Genomic DNA, 13,539 nt, shown 5'->3' on the forward strand with positions numbered 1-13,539 from the left:
TTTAATACAGTGGTATTTGTATTATCAATTTGGTACCCATTGCATTGTCGTTATTGTCTACAAGATCTTTATAGGTAAGGGAAAAAGTATTCTTAAAATTCTTTACAAAATTTTCTAATCGTTCACGTGTTAAATCTATACCTATAGATTTTCTATGTATTACTTTTTTCGCTTTAATTTTTGCAGATTCTTTTCTGCCAATTCCATTGTCTTCTATAGAAATCTCAACAAACTCTTTGTTAGACTTGTTTACAGAGATTAACACTTTTTTAGTTCCTTTTTTAGAAGACAATCCATGCCAAATAGAATTCTCTAAAAATGGTTGTAAGACTAGTGGAGGTACTTTAATAGTTTCTAAATTTATAGATGGGTCAACATTAATTTCATGTTCGATTTCATTCGAAAAACGTATATTCTCTATACTCATGTATAGATTCATAGTTTCTAGTTCTTCGGCTAAACTAGTTTCTTTAACCGATGATGCATCTAATATTTTTCGAATTAATTTAGAGAACTTATTAAGGTAGTGAACAGCATTTTTTTGTTCATTATTTATTATATATAATTTAATGGAATTAAGCGCATTAAAAATAAAATGTGGGTTCATTTGAATCCGTAAAAGATCTTGTTCAAGAGTTAGAATTCTTTTTTCATTTTTTAGCAATCGTTGTCTGTATAAGAAGTATAGAACTGCACCTAGAAGGGTTAAAGCAATTAAGCTTATCAACCAAATATTTCTATTCTTCCTAAGGCTTAAATTGGCAATCTCATTTTGTTTACCAAGTACTTCTATCTGGTTATTTTTCTTTTCACTATCATACTTTATAATAAGATCATTTACATATTGTGTTGTGCGCTCATCAGAGATTTTTTCATCAAATTCTTCAGCTAACTTATAATAAGCAAGGCTATTCTTGTAATCATTTCTTTTTGCTGATAGTTCTGATAAATGAGTATAGGCTTCAGAAATGGAAGTAGATATTCCATACTTTTTTGCTATTTCTAATCCTTTTTTCAAGTTTTTATCAGCCATATTAAATTGACCTAATTTAGTATATGCCCAACCTAAATAGATATATTGTGTTGATAGATAGTCGTTATTACCTAAATCTATAGCTATTGGCAAACTTTTTTTGATAACATCAATGGCCTCTTTTGGTTTGTCTTGTTTAATGTAGATGCGAGCAATGCTACCATTACAAATTACTATGCCTATCTTATTATATATCTTTTCATTTATTACTATTGAGCTTTTGTAATGTACTAAAGCTTCGTCAAGCAGTCCGTGTTGCTCTTTGGCGTAACCAATGTTTTGGTTATTGATGGCTAACCCTAATCGATTATTAATACTTCTTTCAATCGCTTGAGATTTATTAAATTGTTGAATTGCTAAGTCATATTGCTTTAATAATAAGTAAATATTACCCATGCTATTATAAGAAACAGCTATGCTTCTACGAAGACCGAGATTTGGGTTTTCAACTTTTTCAGCAATCGATAAGGCTTCTTGATTATAATCTAACGCTGTTCTGTTGGCATCCATTTTACGATAATCTACACCTAACATATTTAAGCTAAATACTCTGAATTCTACACTTTTCGCTTGTTCAGCAGCTTCTAAAGCTTGTTGATGAATTTTTATTGCTTTTTGATATTCTGAAATGTTTCTATAACGAGTTCCTAATAAATTCAATACATAAGATTTACCTACCAAATAGTTGTTATCATCAAATTTTTTGATTATCGATCGTAGTTTTATAGTGTCATTTCTAAAAAACCGTAAGAGATTATTCATCTCTTTGTAAGTGCCTGGTCTAGTTATTAATAAGCTGTCGGAGTTTTTTATATAGTCTTGCTTCTTTTTTTGAGCATAACCATGTTCTAGAAAACTAAAAATTATTAATATGACACAGACAATTCTTTTCATAATTAATTAAAATTTATCTAGAAAATCGGATTTACGCTGTCTAGATACTGGTATTTTTTTATTGTCCTCGAGAATAACGTAACCATCTGTTTTTAAAAATTCTTTAACCTTATCTAAATTGACAATAAAAGAGTTGTGAATTCTAAAAAAATGATCTTTTGGTAAAATTTCACAGACTTCCTTTAGTTTTTTGGTAAGTACAATTTTCTTATTGTTTTGTAAATATAAGGTTGAATAATTACCATCAGACTCAGCATAGTAAATATCATTTGGCTCTAAGAAAACCAATTTACCATCAGTATTAATTGTTATCTTTTTATGATTTAATTTATCATTAAAGTTTAATAGTATACGTTCAAACTTATCGGCATTGGTAATCCTTGAATTGAATTTTTTAATTTTTGCAATTGCATCTTCTAAGTCATCACTATCTATTGGCTTTAACAAATAATCTATTGCTTCTTTTTTCAAAGCTTTTATGGCGTACTCATTATAAGCTGTTGTAATAATAATTGCAAAATCTTTTTTTGATAGTTTTTCTAAAAACTGAAATCCATCCATAGTTGGCATTTCAACATCCAAAAACAAACAGTCTATTGAGGTGTCTTCTATATAACGTAAAGCCTTTTCGGGCTCTGTAAAAGTAGCTATCACTTCTAACTCCTCACTAAAATTGGATAATTCCCAAGATAAGCCTTGAATTGCTTTTGGTTCATCATCAATAATTACAGCTTTTAGCATCTAGACAGGTTTTTATCAAATGTAATATAAAGAAGCACATGTTAGGTAAACCCATGTATGCTTAGTGCTAATTTAAGTATAATTGGTAAATAAGAATATAAATTTAGTGCTACATCAATTTTGTTGATATCTATACACTATTTTATACCAATTATACAATATCAGTTTGAGGGCATTGTTTCTTTTAGGACTTTTGAATTAAAATTGTTTAGAGCGAAAAAAGAAAACTATGATTTAGAGTTATTAATTGCTAAGAAGAAGACTTCAATTGCTATGAAAAGGATTATCTTCAATGCTATTATGATAAAGGGGATTATTCCCCTTTTTTTTATTACAGCTTATAGACAAGCTCTTATATGAAAATACTGAAAGTTACATTTGTGATAAGATATGTTACATATTTGATATCAAGCAACAATAGATAACAATAGTTTTGTTATTGAATTTTGAGCTGTAATATTTTTGATGATACTAGAGCTCTTACCTAAACTTTAAAGTTTTAGGGTTTATATGCCATTGGGTTGCTATTAACCTCAATTTAGATTAAATTAATATATTATGAAATTTTCAACTTTTAACTTTTTGATTCTTGCATTTTTCCTTTTTCAATACACGGTTGAAGCGCAAACAAAAAGATTAAAACGACCGTCTAGTAGAGTAGGCATTAATAGTGTTGATAGATTTGTAAGAGAATCTTTTGATCTTTATGACAAAGTCTATCGATTTGATAGTTATGCAGAACAAGGAAAACCTTTAGAAGATGATGATTTAGAACTCTTAATAGATGCTGTTGAAGATAGCGAACGAGTTCTAGCGACTGCGCCAGATGCTATCTCTGATATTGATGGTGCTGGTATTTTAAAACAAGGTAAAGCTACATTACAGATGAACCGAGCAAAGAAGGCTTTAAAATACAGTTTAAAAACCGCTAAAAAATTAATTACAGAAAAACGAAAGCAAAAGGAAGAAACAGGTGATGAAGATGTTGCTTCTAACGATACTTCCTCAAATGATAATGATTCAAGTATATCATCTCAAAGCTCTGGCACAAATGGAAATTCATCAGATAATTCAAATGCTCCAAAAGATATAAGAGTATATAGCAAATTCGATTTTGTACCAGGTGATAAGCTATTATTCTATGATGATTTTTCTAATGATTTTATAGGTGATTTTCCGTCTAAATGGAATACAAATGGTAGCGGCGAAGTAGTTACTCTTAATGAAGGAACCGAAAAGTGGCTAGAAATAAAACCAGGACATAACACTTTTTATACACCTTTGACTAATGCTTTGCCTGAAGAATATACCATTGAGTTTGATATTCTTGCTACTGGTTTAGATAAGAAAACTTCATCTAGTGCTATAATACGTTTGTTGTTAACTGACGATAGAAAATTTAAATGGGGGGTTAATCATGGTTATGTTACACTTCCATTTTGCCAATATCACCCTATTGGGATGAGGGTTAGAAATAACAAAATGGGGATTAACAATAAAGTAACGGCAGATATTAGAAAGGATGTACTTGATAAGTTAGCACATGTATCTATAGGTGTTAATAAACAGCGCTTTAGACTTTGGGTAAATGAAAAGAAATATGTAGACATTCCTCGTTTTTTTACCGAAGGTGTACAAATGAATCAGTTTAGATTTCAATTGCAACCTTATTTTAAAGACGGTAAAGAACGAGTGTTTATTAAAAATTTCAAGTTAGCTGAGGGCGGTGTAGATCTAAGACGTCAGTTGATTAATGAAGGAAAGTTTTCAACCAATGGTATTTTGTTCGATTCTGGTTCAGCTAATATACAGCCACAATCATTTGGTATCATTCGTCAAATTTCACAGGCTCTAAAACAAGTGCCAGATATGCGCTTAAATATTATAGGTCATACAGATTCTGATGGTTCTGATGATACAAATATGGCGCTGTCAAAAAATCGCTCAAATGCAGTAAAAGATGCTCTAATCAATATCTATAATGTTTCAAGTGATCGGTTGCAGACAGATGGTAAAGGTGAAACTGAGCCAGTTGGCGATAATAAAACGCCGGACGGAAAAGCACAAAACAGACGTGTAGTTTTTGTAAAAATTTAGAAAAATATATGAAAAAGAAGTACTCTTCTTCAGCCGGGGCAATTGCCTCGGTTTTTTTATTTTTTATTCTTTAATACTCCTGGTCAAAAAGCTACATTTGCAGCTTCAAAAAACTGAGTAAAATGATCAAGCGTAATAAAGCCATAATATCAAAATTTATTATACATAAAGTTGGCAATAAGTTTAACGAAGCTACAAACGTATTTTCAGAAAATGTGGTAACGTTTGATGAAGATAGTTATCGTCTGATGCAACCATTTTTACTAAAGCCTTTTGTAAATGTTACAGAAAGTTATCGTTTTAATCACCATTCAGATATTAGTATGAACGAGGTTAATAATTATGCAAAACAAGTCTTTCAAGATGCTTCCACTTTTGTAGAAATTTCTAAGAATATTGTTACGCATTTGTATGAACAATCTAATTCTGCACAGATTAAAATTGGCGATGTGATCATTGCTTTATTTGAAGGAATAGATTATCGTGACGTAGCAACACAGGCACTAGGTATCTTTAAGATCGAAAATAAAATAGATTTCTTTCAGACCTATTTAGAAGAAAATAGTTTTGACGTTTTTGTGCAAAAGGGTATAAGCACTAAAAAAATTGATAAAGGCTGTTTGATCTTAAATTCTACTGATGATGATGGTAACACCGTATTATCGATTGATAATAATAATTATGATGCACAGTATTGGATTCAAAATTTCCTAAATATTAAATATGCAAATGATAATAATCGTCATACACAGGTGTATTTAGAGATGTGTAAAGATTTTTCTGATGAAATTATCAAAGAAGAATATGGTAATCAACAACAGGGGCAGTTTTTAGCTCGTACGGTAGATTTCTTTAAGGAAAATGAAACCTTAAACATCCATGACTTTAAGGATAGCATTTTTGATGAAGATAAACATAAGGACTTATTCGAAGATTATAAAGACCAATTTCAGGAAGTCAATAATTTGGTAGTATTAAATCAATTTCCAGTTTCTGAAGTTGTTGTAAAAAAGGAAAAGCGTAAGTTTAAAAATGAGATTAAGCTAGATACAAATATTCAGATCAAACTAGACATTGACGCGCCAGATGCAGCAGAAGAATATTTAGAACGTGGTTATGACGAAGAAAAGAAAATGAAATATTATAAAGTATTTTATAACGAGGAAGATTAAATCTGAATTCTCTCAACAAATTCAGCTTCAAAAATAGAAGCAAAGCGATTCAGAATCTTTTGCTTTACCTCAGTTACATCTAATTTTTTACCCAATTCAACCTCCATTGAGGTAACAGCTTTACCTCGAATACCACATGGGATAATATGGTCAAAGTACCCTAGATCGGTATTTACATTTAAAGCAAATCCATGCATGGTAACCCAACGACTACTTCTAACACCTAAAGCACAAATTTTACGAGCAAATGGAGTACCTACATCTAGCCAAACACCGGTCTCACCTTTACTACGTTCTCCTTTTAAACCATAATCAGCCAAGACTTGAATCATGGTTTCTTCTAAAAAACGCATGTATTTATGAATGTCATTAAAGAAATTATCAAGATCTAGAATAGGATACCCAACTATTTGCCCATATCCATGATAGGTAATATCACCACCACGGTTTATTTTATGAAAGGTGATGCCTTTATCTTCTAATTGCTTTTCGTTGAGTAATAAGTTATTAAAATCACCGCTCTTACCTAATGTATATACATGCGGATGTTCAACAAATAAAAAATGATTAGGCGTATCTAGATTTAAATCTTCATTTCTATTTTTACGCTTTATTTGAACAATAGCATCAAACAATTCTTCCTGATAATCCCAGGTCTTTTTGTAGTCTTTTGTTCCTAAATCTTGTAAATAGATTTGTTTCATTATTTCAACTTCACTTCAAAATTCAATAGTAATGGATTTTTCATAACGGTATCCATTGGCATTTCGATTGTCAATGTCTTTTTATCGTCACTAATTTTAGCACCATCTATAGAAACACTTTTAATTTTCTTATCAAAATGATAAACAAGTTTATATGTACTTTCATCAAATATTTGAGCACCTTGTTTAATAGATTGATCGTATTGATTTTGCTCTTCTTCAGTTAATTTTTTTAATGTAACATTTCTTTTAAATGTATTGTTTTTAAAAGAATATTCAACATCTGAATTTGATTGAAAGTTATTTTGCTGCTTTTTCTTGTCACTCATTTCTTGAGCCTTCTGAATACGATCATTCATGTTCTTAAGCTGATTCAAATCTTTAAAGTCAAAAAGAAAATCCATATTCATTTGCTTTTTTTCTTCATCCATTTTCATGTGAATCTTTAAATCTTCTAAAGATTTCAAAGTTTCTTGTTCTTCTTTAGAAAGTTTGGCAATACTATCCTTATTTTGAGACAAAATTTCTTTGAAATACATAATCGAATCTATCTTTTCAGGTTCTTTTTTTATGGAATCGCTTTTTTGACTCATTTCTCCCATAGCTTCCATCATTTTACTCATATCCATTTTAAAGGCATACGTTCCCGAACCATCATTTTTTACATGAATTTCTTCCGTGAAAACACAGCTAGTAATAACAATACTTATAAAGGCTAAAAGAAGATTTTTGATTTTCATAGTGTAGTTTAATTTTTTGGATTATTGAGAATAATTAAAGCAGCTAGTACACCAGGTATCCACCCAAGTAATGTTAATATAAAAACAATTACTATAGAACCACAGCCTTTATCGACAACAGCTAATGGTGGACAAATAATGGATAATAGCACTCTAAAACATCCCATAAATAAACTACAAAGATAAATTAATTAAATTCAATATATACGTAGTGTAAAGCTGATAAATGTTACGTTTTTAAAGAAATCTTTTTTAGGATGAGATTTTATACTAGTTTCGTAATGATGAAAATTAAGGCTCACATCTTTCTATTAATTTTATTCTGTTCGGCTACTACTAGTAGTGCACAATATTTATTTTCTGGTACAGTAGATGATGCCAATTCTAATAGCACTGCTTATTTATCTTTAGTTGATGATTATAGAAAGATTTCTGGGGTTTATCAAGAGCAGATTATAAGTAAGGCAAAGATTGATTCTAATTATTTTGAGTTTTATGGAAATAATCTAGATGCTTCTAATAGAATGTATCGAGTTCATATTGATAATTGTGATAGTGATGAGCTCAATGTAAATCACTTTAACGGAAAATGCCCTACAAGTAGAGAAGTTATTTTTATAGCTAATAATAAAGATACGATTAACTTACCTATTTCTTTTGAAGATCAGGTTTTTTGTAGTATTCAATCGAACAGTAATCATTCAAAGGCTTTTTTTAAGATTGATTCTTTAAAAGAATTAATGACTTATGATTATAGCAGTTATCGTAGTGAAGCAAATAGAAAACTAAATGATAAAAAGTGGTTTACTGAATTACAGGAGTTTGGCAAGCAATTAAATGAGCCATTAGCAGAACTTTATATTTATAAATTTTTATCAGATAGAAGTGGCGATTTATACTCACATTATCTTAAGGATGTAGCCTCAAATGATTATTATGATGGATTGTCCGAAAGACTAAATGAAAAATATCCGAATAGTTCTTATAGAAAGCAATACCAATTAGAATTCACATCTGATAGATATGCTTTGGTAGCAATAGATAAAAGTTATTTTAAATGGAAATATTTTTGGTACTCTTTGCTAGGGTTGTCACTGTTTTTAAATCTATTTTTTTGGTTTCGACTTAAAAATGTAAAAAACCTCAAACAATCAAATCTAAAAGATCAACTAACAAATCAAGAACAGAAAATTTTAGATTTAATCCTGCAAAATAAAACGAACAAAGAAATTGCTCAAGAAATTTTTGTGAGCGTGAGTACTGTTAAAACACACATTAATAATTTATACAAGAAATTAAATGTAGATTCTAGAGAGCAAGTTAAATTACTGTTTAATAGATAATTAATAAAAATCAACCTAGGGTCTAGTACTCATTTCCACCTTTGTTTTTTATCAATGATAAGACTGTTTTTTGAAATTCGCTTCAAAAAAACAATCAATCATGCGTAACTTATTTTTTCTGTTAGTATTAACAATCTGGTCATGTACAAGTGAATCTCAAAATTTAAATAACGAAATTGTCGAGGAAGGTAAAAAGCCATACCTGTTAGGTAAAATTGATAAAGACGGATTGTCTTCCAAAAATTATCAAGATTGGTTTTTAACTGGTCAAAACGAATATAAACCTAGTCAAAATGTAATCGATAAAATTTCAAAAAAACTAAAATCATATACTATTCTTGCATTTATGGGCACTTGGTGTGGTGATAGTAGAAGAGAAGTGCCAAAATTTTATAAGGTTTTAGAGGCTGCTAATTTTCCTTTAGATCAACTAACTATGGTAGCAGTTAGTGGAAAACCAGATTTGTATAAGCAAAGCCCAGATCATGAAGAGAAAGGGCTTAATATTCATAGAGTTCCAACTTTTATCTTTTATAAAGATGGTAAAGAAGTGAATAGAATTGTAGAGCATCCCGTAACAACTTTAGAAGAAGATATTTTAAATATTCTAAACAATAACTATGAGTCTAATTATAGTATTGTAGACAAAGTGAATACTATTATTGAAGATGAAAATTTCTATAAAATAGCTTTACAACAACTCTATGAATATAAAGAAAAGGTAAAAAACATTTATGAGTTAAATACATATTCCAGAATCCTTACTTCTAGAAATGAAAACAATAAAGCAATAGAAGTATTAAAATTAAATACACAGCTTTTTCCAGATGATGCTAAAGTTTATTTGAATTTGGCAAATGCACATTATAAGTTAAATCAAAAAAATGAGGCACTATCAAATTATAATAAAGCGTTCGAAATAAACCCTACAAACAGCAATCTTAAGAATAGAATCGATCAATTAAAAAGTGATCTTTCAATTACTAGTAATTAATTAGAATTAGTGTAATTTTGCAGCTTTAAAATTACACTATGCAGTTAACAGAGCAAGAAATTGTAAGGCGCGAAAAACTTACCAAATTACGTGAGTTGGGTATCAATCCATATCCTGCAGATTTGTATCCTGTAAAAGATACATCTAACCAGATTAAGGATTCTTACGCAGAAGGTAAACAGGTAATAGTTGCTGGTAGATTGATGAGTCGTCGTATTCAAGGTAAGGCTTCTTTTGCTGAATTACAAGACAGTGAGGGAAGAGTGCAGGTGTATTTTAATCGTGACGAAATTTGCTTAGGTGAAGACAAAACTAAATACAACAAGGTATATAAAAAATTACTAGATATAGGTGATTTTATAGGTATTGAAGGAGAGTTGTTCAAAACCCAAGTTGGTGAAATAAGTGTTCGTGTAAAAGATTTTACATTACTATCTAAATCTTTAAAGCCTCTACCATTACCTAAAACGGATAGTGAAGGCAATACGTTTGATGAATTTAATGATCCTGAATTACGTTATCGTCAGCGTTACGCCGATTTAGTGGTAAACCCACAAGTAAAAGATGTATTTGTAAAAAGAACCAAATTGTTCAATGCAATGCGTCAGTTTTTTAATGAAGCAGGTTATTTTGAAGTAGAGACACCAATATTGCAACCGGTTCCTGGTGGAGCGGCAGCACGTCCGTTCATCACACATCACAATTCATTAGATATTCCATTATATATGCGTATTGCTAATGAATTGTATTTAAAACGATTGATTGTTGGTGGTTTTGATGGTGTCTATGAGTTCTCTAAGAATTTCCGCAACGAAGGGATGGACAGAACCCATAACCCAGAATTTACAGCTATGGAAATCTACGTAGCTTATAAAGATTACAACTGGATGATGGAGTTCACCGAAAAGCTTTTAGAATACTGTGCTATTGCTGTAAACGGAACAACCAAAGCTACTTTTGGTGAACATCATATAGATTTTAAAGCGCCGTATCCAAGGGTGACTATGGCAGAGTCTATCAAACACTTTACCGGATTTGATATTACCGATAAAACAGAAGATGAAATTCGTTCAGCTGCCATTAATATGGGAGTTGAGGTAGATGAAACCATGGGTAAAGGAAAATTGATTGATGAGATTTTTGGTGAAAAATGTGAAGGAAATTACATACAGCCAACGTATATTACTGACTATCCAAAAGAAATGAGCCCGTTAACTAAAGAGCATCGCGATAATCCTGAGTTAACAGAACGTTTTGAGTTAATGGTGTGTGGTAAAGAAATTGCCAATGCCTATTCTGAGCTAAATGATCCTATTGATCAACGAGAACGATTTGAAGCACAGTTAAAGCTGTCTGAAAAAGGCGATGATGAAGCCATGTTTATAGACGAAGATTTTTTACGCGCGTTAGAATATGGTATGCCACCGACATCTGGTTTGGGCATCGGTATGGATCGTTTGATTATGTTTTTAACCAATAATCAATCCATACAAGAGGTATTATTCTTCCCTCAGATGAAACCTGAGCGAAAAGCAATTGCCATGACGGACGAAGAAAAGGTTGTTTTTTCTATTCTAAAATCAAATTCACCAATTGACTTAAATTCGTTGAAGGCGGAATCTGGTTTAAGTAATAAAAAATGGGATAAGACCATTAAAGGTTTAACAAAAAATAAGTTAGCCAAAGTAAATAAAACTGAAGAAGGTTTATTTGTTGAAATGGTAGATTAATATCATTCCTACGAAAGCAGGAATCTAGATAATAAAAAAGGAATTACAATTTTGTAATTCCTTTTTTATTTGAAATCTAGTATATTCGCTTTATGCCAAACTCAAAAAAAATTGGTCTTTTTTTAGGACCTCTGCTTTTTTTACTAGCCATTAATTTACCATTCGAATTAGTTTCACAAAAGGGCGATATTGTAATCGGCGTTGCTTTATGGATGGTTATTTGGTGGATAACTGAGACTGTATCAATTTCAGTAACAGCTTTATTGCCTTTGATACTTTTCCCACTATTTAAGATAATGCCAATGGCTGAGGTTGGTGCTAACTATGGTAGCCCCATTATCTTTTTATTTTTTGGTGGTTTTGTGCTGGCTCTGGCTTTAGAAAAAGTAAATCTACATAGGCGTATTGCACTTAATATTATAAAACTTACTGGTACTACACCCAATAAAGTCGTTTTAGGTTTTATGATTGCAACAGGTTTAATGAGTATGTGGATCAGTAATACAGCCAGTACTGTTGTAATGTTACCAATAGCCTTATCGGTTATTCGATTATTAATAGATGATGAAGATGGCTTTACAAAAGATGATCAAAATTTTGCACTAGCAGTAATGTTAGGTATTGCTTTTTCAGCAAATGCTGGAGGTATAGCGACCGTTATTGGTACACCACCAAATTCAGTTTTAATAGGTTTCTTAGAAAATGAATACAACATAGAAATTTCCTTTTTAAAATGGATGACCGTTGGTTTACCATTCTCTATTATAATGATAGCTATTGTTTATTTAGTATTGGTAAAATGGATGTATCCTAATAGAAATTTACAATTTAAAGCGTCTAGAGATGTTATTGATGCTGAACTACAAAAATTAGGAAAGCTTTCAGCCAAAGAGAAACAAGTATTGATCATTTTCGGAATTACCGTCTTTTTATGGATTTTTAGAACATTGATCAATAAACTATTACCAGGTTTAAAGCTGTCAGATACCATTATTAGTATGGTAGCGGCTGTATCTATTTTTGCTGTTCCATTTAGTTTTAAAAGAGGAGAATTTATCTTGCAATGGAAAGACACAGAAAAACTAGCTTGGGGAATTCTAATACTTTTCGGTGGAGGTTTAGCACTTGCTAAAGGAATGTCGGCAAGTGGTATTGTAGACCTAGTTTCTAATACAATAGCTTCAAGTGATATCAGTATTCTATTAACGGCTTCTTTATTGATTTTATTAATGCTGTTTATGACAGAATTAATGAGCAATGTTGCATTGGTGGCAGTGTTAATTCCGGTTGTAGCGGGTATAGCTATTGGTCTAGAAATTCCAATAATTTATTTATTGATTCCAGTTACTATCGCAAGCAGTTGTGCTTTTATGCTGCCTATGGCCACACCGCCTAATGCTATAGTTTTTGCTAGCGGTTACATTAAAGTCCATCAAATGGCGAGAGCGGGTGTTATTCTAAATTTAATTGCAGTAGGCCTACTTATCTTAATGTTTCAATTTGTAATTCCTTTATTATTCTAAATGTCACTTCGAGTGATTCCGATTTTAAATCGGAATAGTGTCGGCAACAACCTCCCTCAAAATTAAACCTTTTTAAAATAGGTTAGTCATAGAACGGTGAAACCAAAAAAATGAATTATGAAAACAAAGAGAATAATTTTAATGTTAGCTATGGTGACTTTCTTATTTACTAATGAAAGCTTTGCTCAAAAGAAAAAAGTTAAAGTTGTAAAAAAGAATGGTAACACAACAGTTATTAAAAAAGGTGTAGATGCTGAAGGTAATAAAGGGGTATCTGTAAAACGTAAAGAAGCTGATGGCGATGTAAAGAAATTTGTAGGTGTAAATCAAGCAGATGGTGATAAGTATCGCGCTGCTGGAGTAAACAAGGCAGATGGTACCAAGAAGCGAGCATATGGTGTGAAAAACCCAGATGGTAGTAAGAAAATAGTGATCAAAAACGAAACTCCAAAAGGCGCTAAGAAAGCACATAAAAAAGCGAAACGTACATTCAAAAAAGGAAAAAGAGCTGGCGGAAAAAGATTATAAAATATTTCCCTCTTAACTCTGAAAAAAACATCTAAATAAA

At 31.0% G+C, this 13,539-nt stretch carries 12 protein-coding genes; 7 read left to right on the forward strand and 5 right to left on the reverse strand.

Features of this window, described 5'->3' with window-relative positions:
- Position 1: 1 nt before the first annotated feature.
- Both AC1EUV_RS08690 and AC1EUV_RS08695 read right to left on the reverse strand, forming a co-directional pair.
- The gene (locus AC1EUV_RS08690; RefSeq protein ID WP_480198309.1) at positions 2-1,927 is read right to left on the reverse strand and encodes a tetratricopeptide repeat-containing sensor histidine kinase; all 1,926 of its coding nucleotides are present in this window, start codon (positions 1,925-1,927) and stop codon (positions 2-4) included.
- A 6-nt stretch (positions 1,928-1,933) separates the two neighbouring features.
- Positions 1,934-2,668, reverse strand: coding sequence for a LytR/AlgR family response regulator transcription factor (locus AC1EUV_RS08695; protein ID WP_480198310.1), 735 nt, complete (start codon positions 2,666-2,668; stop codon positions 1,934-1,936).
- A 558-nt stretch (positions 2,669-3,226) separates the two neighbouring features.
- Between AC1EUV_RS08695 and AC1EUV_RS08700 the strand changes: the two genes are divergently transcribed.
- Positions 3,227-4,765 carry an OmpA family protein gene (locus AC1EUV_RS08700; RefSeq protein WP_480198311.1) on the forward strand — a complete coding sequence of 513 codons (1,539 nt, stop codon included), beginning with the start codon at positions 3,227-3,229 and terminating at the stop codon, positions 4,763-4,765.
- 122 nt (positions 4,766-4,887) lie between these two features.
- Complete coding sequence (locus AC1EUV_RS08705; RefSeq protein ID WP_480198312.1) at positions 4,888-5,937, forward strand: nucleoid-associated protein; 1,050 nt, start codon at positions 4,888-4,890, stop codon at positions 5,935-5,937.
- Here AC1EUV_RS08705 and lipB read toward each other — a convergent pair.
- Genes lipB through AC1EUV_RS08720 form a run of 3 tightly spaced genes read right to left on the reverse strand, consistent with a single transcriptional unit; the run spans position 5,934 to position 7,548 of the window.
- Complete coding sequence (lipB, locus tag AC1EUV_RS08710; RefSeq protein ID WP_480198890.1) at positions 5,934-6,644, reverse strand: lipoyl(octanoyl) transferase LipB; 711 nt, start codon at positions 6,642-6,644, stop codon at positions 5,934-5,936. The two genes, AC1EUV_RS08705 and lipB, sit on opposite strands and share 4 nt — an antisense overlap.
- A complete protein-coding gene (locus tag AC1EUV_RS08715; protein WP_480198313.1) occupies positions 6,641-7,381 on the reverse strand; it encodes a hypothetical protein in 741 nt (246 codons plus the stop codon). The genes lipB and AC1EUV_RS08715 overlap by 4 nt, the downstream gene beginning before the upstream one ends.
- A gap of 8 nt (positions 7,382-7,389) precedes the next feature.
- The gene (locus AC1EUV_RS08720) at positions 7,390-7,548 is read right to left on the reverse strand and encodes a YqaE/Pmp3 family membrane protein (RefSeq protein ID WP_480198314.1); all 159 of its coding nucleotides are present in this window, start codon (positions 7,546-7,548) and stop codon (positions 7,390-7,392) included.
- A 114-nt stretch (positions 7,549-7,662) separates the two neighbouring features.
- Here AC1EUV_RS08720 and AC1EUV_RS08725 point away from each other — a divergent pair, with 114 nt between their 5' ends.
- From AC1EUV_RS08725 to AC1EUV_RS08745, 5 genes are all read left to right on the forward strand, one after another.
- Positions 7,663-8,724, forward strand: coding sequence for a response regulator transcription factor (locus tag AC1EUV_RS08725; RefSeq protein WP_480198315.1), 1,062 nt, complete (start codon positions 7,663-7,665; stop codon positions 8,722-8,724).
- Positions 8,725-8,824: 100 nt separating this feature from the next.
- Positions 8,825-9,718: a tetratricopeptide repeat protein gene (locus AC1EUV_RS08730; RefSeq protein ID WP_480198316.1), complete on the forward strand. Its 894-nt coding sequence runs from the start codon at positions 8,825-8,827 to the stop codon at positions 9,716-9,718.
- Positions 9,719-9,756: 38 nt separating this feature from the next.
- Positions 9,757-11,448, forward strand: a complete 1,692-nt coding sequence (gene lysS, locus AC1EUV_RS08735; protein ID WP_480198317.1) for a lysine--tRNA ligase — start codon at positions 9,757-9,759, stop codon at positions 11,446-11,448.
- 92 nt (positions 11,449-11,540) lie between these two features.
- The gene (locus AC1EUV_RS08740; protein WP_480198318.1) at positions 11,541-12,971 is read left to right on the forward strand and encodes an SLC13 family permease; all 1,431 of its coding nucleotides are present in this window, start codon (positions 11,541-11,543) and stop codon (positions 12,969-12,971) included.
- 117 nt (positions 12,972-13,088) lie between these two features.
- On the forward strand, positions 13,089-13,499 hold the full coding sequence (locus tag AC1EUV_RS08745) for a hypothetical protein (RefSeq protein ID WP_480198319.1): 411 nt from the start codon (positions 13,089-13,091) through the stop codon (positions 13,497-13,499).
- The last annotated feature ends 40 nt before the right edge of the window (positions 13,500-13,539 follow it).

Source organism: Maritimimonas sp. 2304DJ26-3, assembly GCF_056591635.1.